Origin of the sequence: Mesorhizobium sp. M5C.F.Ca.IN.020.29.1.1, assembly GCF_003997375.1 — a bacterium.
In the GTDB taxonomy this organism is placed as follows: domain Bacteria; phylum Pseudomonadota; class Alphaproteobacteria; order Rhizobiales; family Rhizobiaceae; genus Mesorhizobium; species Mesorhizobium wenxiniae.
On sequence record NZ_RZSW01000407.1, the window covers coordinates 1 to 5,888 of the forward strand.

The 5,888-nt window shown below is 60.3% G+C and carries 5 protein-coding genes; 3 read left to right on the plus strand and 2 right to left on the minus strand.

From position 1 onward, the window contains the following. Nucleotides 1–1,236: 1,236 nt before the first annotated feature. Both EOA85_RS25515 and EOA85_RS25520 read left to right on the plus strand, forming a co-directional pair. Nucleotides 1,237–1,536, plus strand: coding sequence for a DUF1236 domain-containing protein (locus EOA85_RS25515; RefSeq protein WP_127211613.1), 300 nt, complete (start codon nt 1,237–1,239; stop codon nt 1,534–1,536). Nucleotides 1,537–1,611: 75 nt separating this feature from the next. After that, nucleotides 1,612–1,812, plus strand: a complete 201-nt coding sequence (locus tag EOA85_RS25520) for a hypothetical protein (protein ID WP_123150929.1) — start codon at nt 1,612–1,614, stop codon at nt 1,810–1,812. A gap of 302 nt (nt 1,813–2,114) precedes the next feature. Here the strand turns inward: EOA85_RS25520 and EOA85_RS25530 are convergent, their stop codons facing one another. Then, complete coding sequence (locus EOA85_RS25530) at nt 2,115–3,407, minus strand: Nramp family divalent metal transporter (protein WP_127211614.1); 1,293 nt, start codon at nt 3,405–3,407, stop codon at nt 2,115–2,117. 542 nt (nt 3,408–3,949) lie between these two features. On the opposite strand from EOA85_RS25530, the gene EOA85_RS25535 reads away from it, so the two are divergent. Continuing rightward, entirely contained in the window at nt 3,950–5,176 is a 1,227-nt protein-coding gene (locus EOA85_RS25535) for an anion transporter (protein WP_095519494.1), read from the plus strand. A 51-nt stretch (nt 5,177–5,227) separates the two neighbouring features. On the opposite strand, the gene EOA85_RS25540 is transcribed toward EOA85_RS25535, so the two are convergent. Next, entirely contained in the window at nt 5,228–5,617 is a 390-nt protein-coding gene (locus EOA85_RS25540; RefSeq protein WP_029354264.1) for a YkvA family protein, read from the minus strand. Nucleotides 5,618–5,888: the final 271 nt, after the last annotated feature.

Sequence of the window (5,888 nt, forward strand, 5' to 3'; positions counted from 1 at the left end):
CCGTATGGAACACCCGGCTCGGGGAGGCCTTCGGCTTCTGCCGCATCTCCTGTGAACCAAGCTGCGAGATCGGTGTCCCCTCCCGATCAAGACCGGGGTGAAGCACTTGCGCGGCAAGGACGATCTTTGGCACGCTCGCTTCCAAGGCTTTGGGAAGACTAGGTGCGACGCGACTATCCGGGCGCCGTTGCCGGGAGATCAGCGCACATCGTGCTCCTGCCCATCAAGGAGGGGACATGAGAAAGCCTCTAGCGCTCATCTCTGAGGACGAGCCGATGATCGTCATCGAATATCGGGACGACACTCAGAGAGGCTGGCTTTGCGGTGGCCTCAGAGCCAAGTTGCAATCGTGCACGACAAATTTCGGCCCTTGTTGAGCCTGACGTGGTCATCCTGGACGTGCTCTTGCAGCTGCATCAGCTCTTCGGTTGCTGAAGAACTCGTGGCCCGTAATATCCCTTTTGTAATTTATAGTGCCACGGACATCGAGGCCCGCGGTGAGGCCTCAAGGCCGGTACTTTTGTCGCGAAACCTGCGGACGAATCCGTGTTTGTAGCTTTGGCGGATTCCATGGCTAGGGCATCCACGGCTGCGAGAACGCTTCGGGAAAGTAAAGACGGGTGAGTGCTCTAAAATCCGGTGTCAGAAGCTCAAAACCGCGCGACCGGCTACACCGAAGGCATAAATACGCGACGAACCGCGCTGTGCCCCGGCATGAGGCTCCACATCAGGCATCTCCGTGGCGAGGAAGAGCTGCGCCACGCCTCGGTGCTGGGCTCCAGCGACGACGACGCCTCAATCGCGCTCGCTCGGACCACCCGCCAAATCGAGGAATGGCGGGTGGTCCTTTATCAGCGCAGGAAGGGACTTAGCTGCGCAGATCTCAATTTCGTTCTTCGGTCCAATCGTCAACATCAGATTGTTCCTAGCTAACGACCATTCCCATCACCAGGAACGCGATGGAGACGGCGAAGACCGGAGCGAGTAACCAGCGGGCTTGGTGGACGCTATTCTCCATGGGCTCCTCCCGTGAACTCACAGCGAGCAACTACTGCGAGCAGCGGCAGTTCCGGGTGGCGCGATGTCAGGGCTATTACGCGAAAACAGGTGAGACTTAGGTCCCGTCTGGATCAGACCGAAGCCCAACCAGGGAACGTTTGCGACTGCCAGAGGTTTAGTGAGCCTGGCGCTAAGGCGGTGCCGTTGAGCGCACAGAGTTCACATGAGGAGGCACTTATGAGAATGCGGCTTTCCACTGCAGCCGCAGGATTTCTGCTGCTGGCAGGTATCGGCGCCGCTGCTGCTCAGGACGTAGTCATCGAGCCTGAACAGGAGACGGTCATCAGGGAATATGTCAAGAAGCAGCCGCTAGCATCGGTGAAAATCCCTGGAGTGGAGCTCAATATCGGCTCAACCCTGCCCGAGACGGTCGAGCTTCATGAAGTCCCCGACACAAAATACCGCTACGTGGTGGTCGACAACCGGACCGTTGTCGTTGACCCGGGCACACGCAAGATCATCAAAGTCATAGAATGACCAAAGCGACTGGGAGGACAGCCCGCCGTGCCGAAAGGTGCGGCGGGAAGTCAAGCGACGAGGAATGTGATCACCATGTCGAACCGTGAGATTGGAGCGTCCCAGGCGCTGCGAATGCGCGTGGCCGACCTCAATGAGAGGATGCGCGGCGCCCGGATTACCGAGAGTGAACTGAAGACCTTTCGCAAGGTCGCAGCCGTCATGGAGGGCGGCAAGGGCAGAATCGATGCCGACGATTTAATTGCCGCTTCCTTCGTCGTGGAGACGCTGGACTAACCAAGCTGCCTCAAAACTCTCCAGAATGCGAAGTGCTGCAATGTCCCTCTCTCCCAGCCTATTCTCTGTTGGCCTGACTTTCCAATGCCCGCAGTGCAACTTCACCGTCATCAAGAATGGCAGCTGGTTTCAGGTCGTTTCCCATTACAGGTGCGACGGATGCGGACGCGAGATCCGGATTACCTATCCCGACAAGATTGCGATTTTCCAGAAGCACGCGCACTTGGCCACGCCGCCCCGGGAGCACGGTAGAGACGTGTGAGCTCGAATTGCCGGGGTATGGCGCGAGCGTCATGGTGACCTTAGATAAACCAGGTCGCTACCAGCCCTAAAGAGGCGGAAAAGATTGCGATCGTAGTAGCCCATCCCAGAGCGTTGGTAGTGCGGCTGTTGACCTTGTCTCCCATGATCCGCGGGTTGTTCGTCATTAGCATGATAAGAAGAAGCAGTGGCGGCGTAGAAAAGCCCTGCACGATGCCGGACCAGACGAGCGCCTTCATCGGGTTGAAACCCAGGAAATTCAGGCCGACAGCAATCAGCGTGAAGGCGCCGATCGCGATGTAGAACTTTGGCGCCTCACGCGGCTTGGCATGAAGACTGTGCTTCCATCCAACTGCCTGTGCCAGATCGTATGCCGCACCTGTCGTCATGACCGGAACGGCAAGGAACCCGACCCCGATCACGCCGGCAGCGAACAGTACGCTAGCGGCTGCACCAGCGAGCGGCTTGAGAGCTTCGGCTGCTTGAGCGGCGGTCTCTACGTCGTGCTCGCCGGCTTCATAGAGCGTAGACCCTGTCGACAGGATGATGAAGTACATGATGAGATTGGAAAAGATCATGCCGATCAGGATATCGCGGCGGGAGCGGCGCAGTTCACCGTCCGTGGCACCCTTGCGCTCCTTCAGCGTCGTTCTCCCCTCGGCAATCTCTTCCTCCACCTCCTCATTCGACTGCCAGGTGTAGAGGTACGCTGAAAGGGTGGTGCCGATGATAGCCACCAGAATGGACAGGAACTCGCGGCTGAACTCGATCTTCGGAACAAGGGTGCCCCACAGCACGGCTGCCGCATCCGGCTTCGCCATGATGGCTGAGCCGACATAGGCAAGCAGGGCCAGCGCGAGCCAGCGAAAGATGTTACGAATGAGCGTGTAGGAGCCCCAAAGCTGGAGAGCAAAGATCGCGGCCGCGACTACGATCACAATGAGGGGGATCGGAACAGGAAGGAAGATGTTGATGGATGCAGCCATGCCGCCGAGATCGGCGGCTGCTTCGATAGTGTTGCCGATCAGCACGCCCACAAGAACAGCCCAGAGCAGCCACCGTGGGTAGAAGTCCTTGATCGCATGAAAGAGGCCGCGGCCCGAAACCTGTCCAAGCTTCGACGAGAGATACACGACAGTGTACATCATCGGCAGCGTTACAGGAGCGGTCCAAAGCAGGTCTGGGCCAAAGCGCGCGCCGGCACTAGCATAGGTACCGATGGCCGAGCAGTCGTCGTCAGCAGCGCCGGTGATAAGGCCGAGTCCAAGTGCTCGTCCGATGCCGTCCTTCTTGTCTTCCTGTGGTGAAGTGGCGTTAGGATCGCGCTGCGTCATTGCGGCCACGCCGCGCTAAGAGCGTAAGGCGCAAGCACGACCGAAACGTCGAGAACAATTACCCAATAAATGTACCGCAGCACGGGAGTGGAACTCATTCCGGCAAACCTCTACCGCCGTTTCAACTCCGCAATCGGCTGCTTGTTCCAGCGTCAGTCGGGTGTTCAGCGCTCGCCTTGCCATGCCGAAGGCGCGTTCTTCGCTTTGCTGGTCGGCCTGCCCATAGGTGGAGACAGTCTCCATCCTCGCCATGATCGAGCCACGATTTCAATGAGCCTGGGCTTCTTCTAAGCCTTCATCTTCGACGGAAGCATACCCAGCGTTTTACGAGAAACTCTGCTGGTGTGATTGTCTGGATGAGTTGGCCGATGGTGCGCCAGTCCCTCCGATGGTTCGACGCTGTGCGCGTCGCATCAATGTTTGATATTGCCAAGGCTTGCCCGATCGGATTGAGCTCGGGTGAGTATGGCGGCAGGAATCATAGCTTGCGCCGGCTACCGTTATGGCGGGGCAGGGCGGATCTGAACGGGGCTTTCCCACGAATGACATTGATGGGTGCGGCGGCACTGCTGATCCTGATCCTGACCTATGCCGGCGTTGCCATCGGCAGGATCCCCGGCTTACGCCTTGACCGGGCAGGCGTTGCACTGCTCGGTGGTGCGGCGATGATCGCCATCGGCGCGCTCAGCCTGGAGGACGCCTACCGCGCCATCAATTTCGACACCATCACGCTGCTGCTCGGCATGATGATCGTCGTCGCGCATCTGAAGGTATCGGGCGCCTTTCGCGCACTCGGCGCCGTTGCCATCGAGCACGCACATGCGCCGTTTATGCTGCTGCTGATGGTGACGCTGCTGACCGGCGTCCTGTCAGCGTTCCTGGTCAACGACGCGATCTGCCTGGTCATGGCGCCGATCGTCGTCCACGTCACCCGGGTCATCAACCGCAACCCAATTCCCTACCTGATCGCCACCGCCACGGCGTCGAATTGCGGCAGCGTCGCCACCATCACCGGAAACCCGCAGAACATGGTCATCGGCGCGCTGTCGGGGATTTCCTATCCGGCCTTCTCGGCGGCTCTGGCGCCGGTCGCGCTGTTTGGCCTCGTCGCCGTCGTCGTCATCGTGCGCATCGTCTATCGCGCCGAATTTGCGCGCAAGACCGAGCTCAGCCCCGAGGTCTATCGCGGCCGCATGCTGCCGGGACAGGTGCTCAAGGCCGTGGTCGTCTGCATCGGACTGGCAATCGCCTTCTTCGCCGGCGTTCCGGTTGCCAAGGCCGCACTGATCGGCGGCGCCATCCTTCTTGTGACCCGCGCCATCAAGCCGGCGCGCATCTACCGCGAGATAGACGGGCCGCTGCTGTTCATGTTCGCCGGCCTTTTCATCGTCGTCGCCGGCGCCGAGAAGGCGCTTCTCACCCCCGAGATCATCGCCTCGGCAAAGGACCTCGGGCTGGACGATGTCTGGCGGCTGTCCGGCTTCACCGCAGTGCTGTCCAACATCATGAGCAACGTTCCGGCTGTGCTGGCGCTGCGGCCGTTCATACCCGGCCTGGAGAGCCCCGAACGCGCCTGGCTGGTCGTCGCCATGAGCTCGACTCTGGCCGGCAATTTCACGCTGCTCGGCTCGATCGCCAATTTGATTGTCGCTGAGCAGGCGCGCGCCGCCGGCAAGGCGCTGTCTTTCGGAGCCTTCTTCAGGGTCGGACTGCCGCTGACGCTGATCACGCTGCTTGCTGGGACTGCGTGGCTGGCGCTTGGGTTTTAGGCCGCCGGCGCAGCAGGCAAGAGCGGTTTCAATTGCAAGCAAGCCTCCGGACTATCTGGCGTGGGTGGGCCAAAAGGCCCAGATCAGCAAAGCTGCCAAAGCCAGCCAGAGCGCCACGATAAAGAACATTCCTGTCCTGCTTTGCGGACGTGTTTCGAGCGCGGCAGCCTGCGCTCGAAACTCGTCCATCAGCGGCGGCGGAACAAGCCTTATGGCCAGGATCACGCCGAGCGGTACGATGATCAGGTCGTCAAGATAGCCGAGCACCGGAACGAAATCCGGGATCAGGTCGATTGGGGAAAGCGCATAGGCGGCCACCATCCCCGCCACGAGTTTCGCGGACCAGGGCACCCGAGGATCGCGTGCGGCGAACCACAGGGCGACGACATCAAGCTTGATGTCGCGCGCCCGGCTCTTTGCCGCTTCCAGCCATGCTTTCATAGGGTTACTTTAGCACAGATTGTCGTCCGCCTGCATTCGAGCGGCGGTCGCTGGTCGTAGAAAGACTGGACCGCACCGTCCGTGGCGCGTCCCAAAGGATGCGCGGTGCTCCATCGCTCCGACGATTCGGTGCTGCTCGCCGGCTTCGAAACATAGGCGTCGGGAAAGTCCTACGAGGCGACATCGTCGGCGAGGCTCCTCAGCTTTTCGGCCGCGGCCGCCCCTAAATCGCCTCGAAGCGAGTGGCGTCAGCACAGCATGTTTCGTTCAC

Excerpts from the sequence above, each read along its gene's own strand:
- EOA85_RS25535 (WP_095519494.1), top strand. The coding sequence starts at position 3,950 with ATGACATTGATGGGTGCGGCGGCACTGCTGATCCTGATCCTGACCTAT.
- EOA85_RS25540 (WP_029354264.1), bottom strand. The coding sequence starts at position 5,617 with ATGAAAGCATGGCTGGAAGCGGCAAAGAGCCGGGCGCGCGACATCAAG.
- EOA85_RS25530 (WP_127211614.1), bottom strand. The coding sequence starts at position 3,407 with ATGACGCAGCGCGATCCTAACGCCACTTCACCACAGGAAGACAAGAAG.
- EOA85_RS25515 (WP_127211613.1), top strand. The coding sequence starts at position 1,237 with ATGAGAATGCGGCTTTCCACTGCAGCCGCAGGATTTCTGCTGCTGGCA.
- EOA85_RS25520 (WP_123150929.1), top strand. The coding sequence starts at position 1,612 with ATGTCGAACCGTGAGATTGGAGCGTCCCAGGCGCTGCGAATGCGCGTG.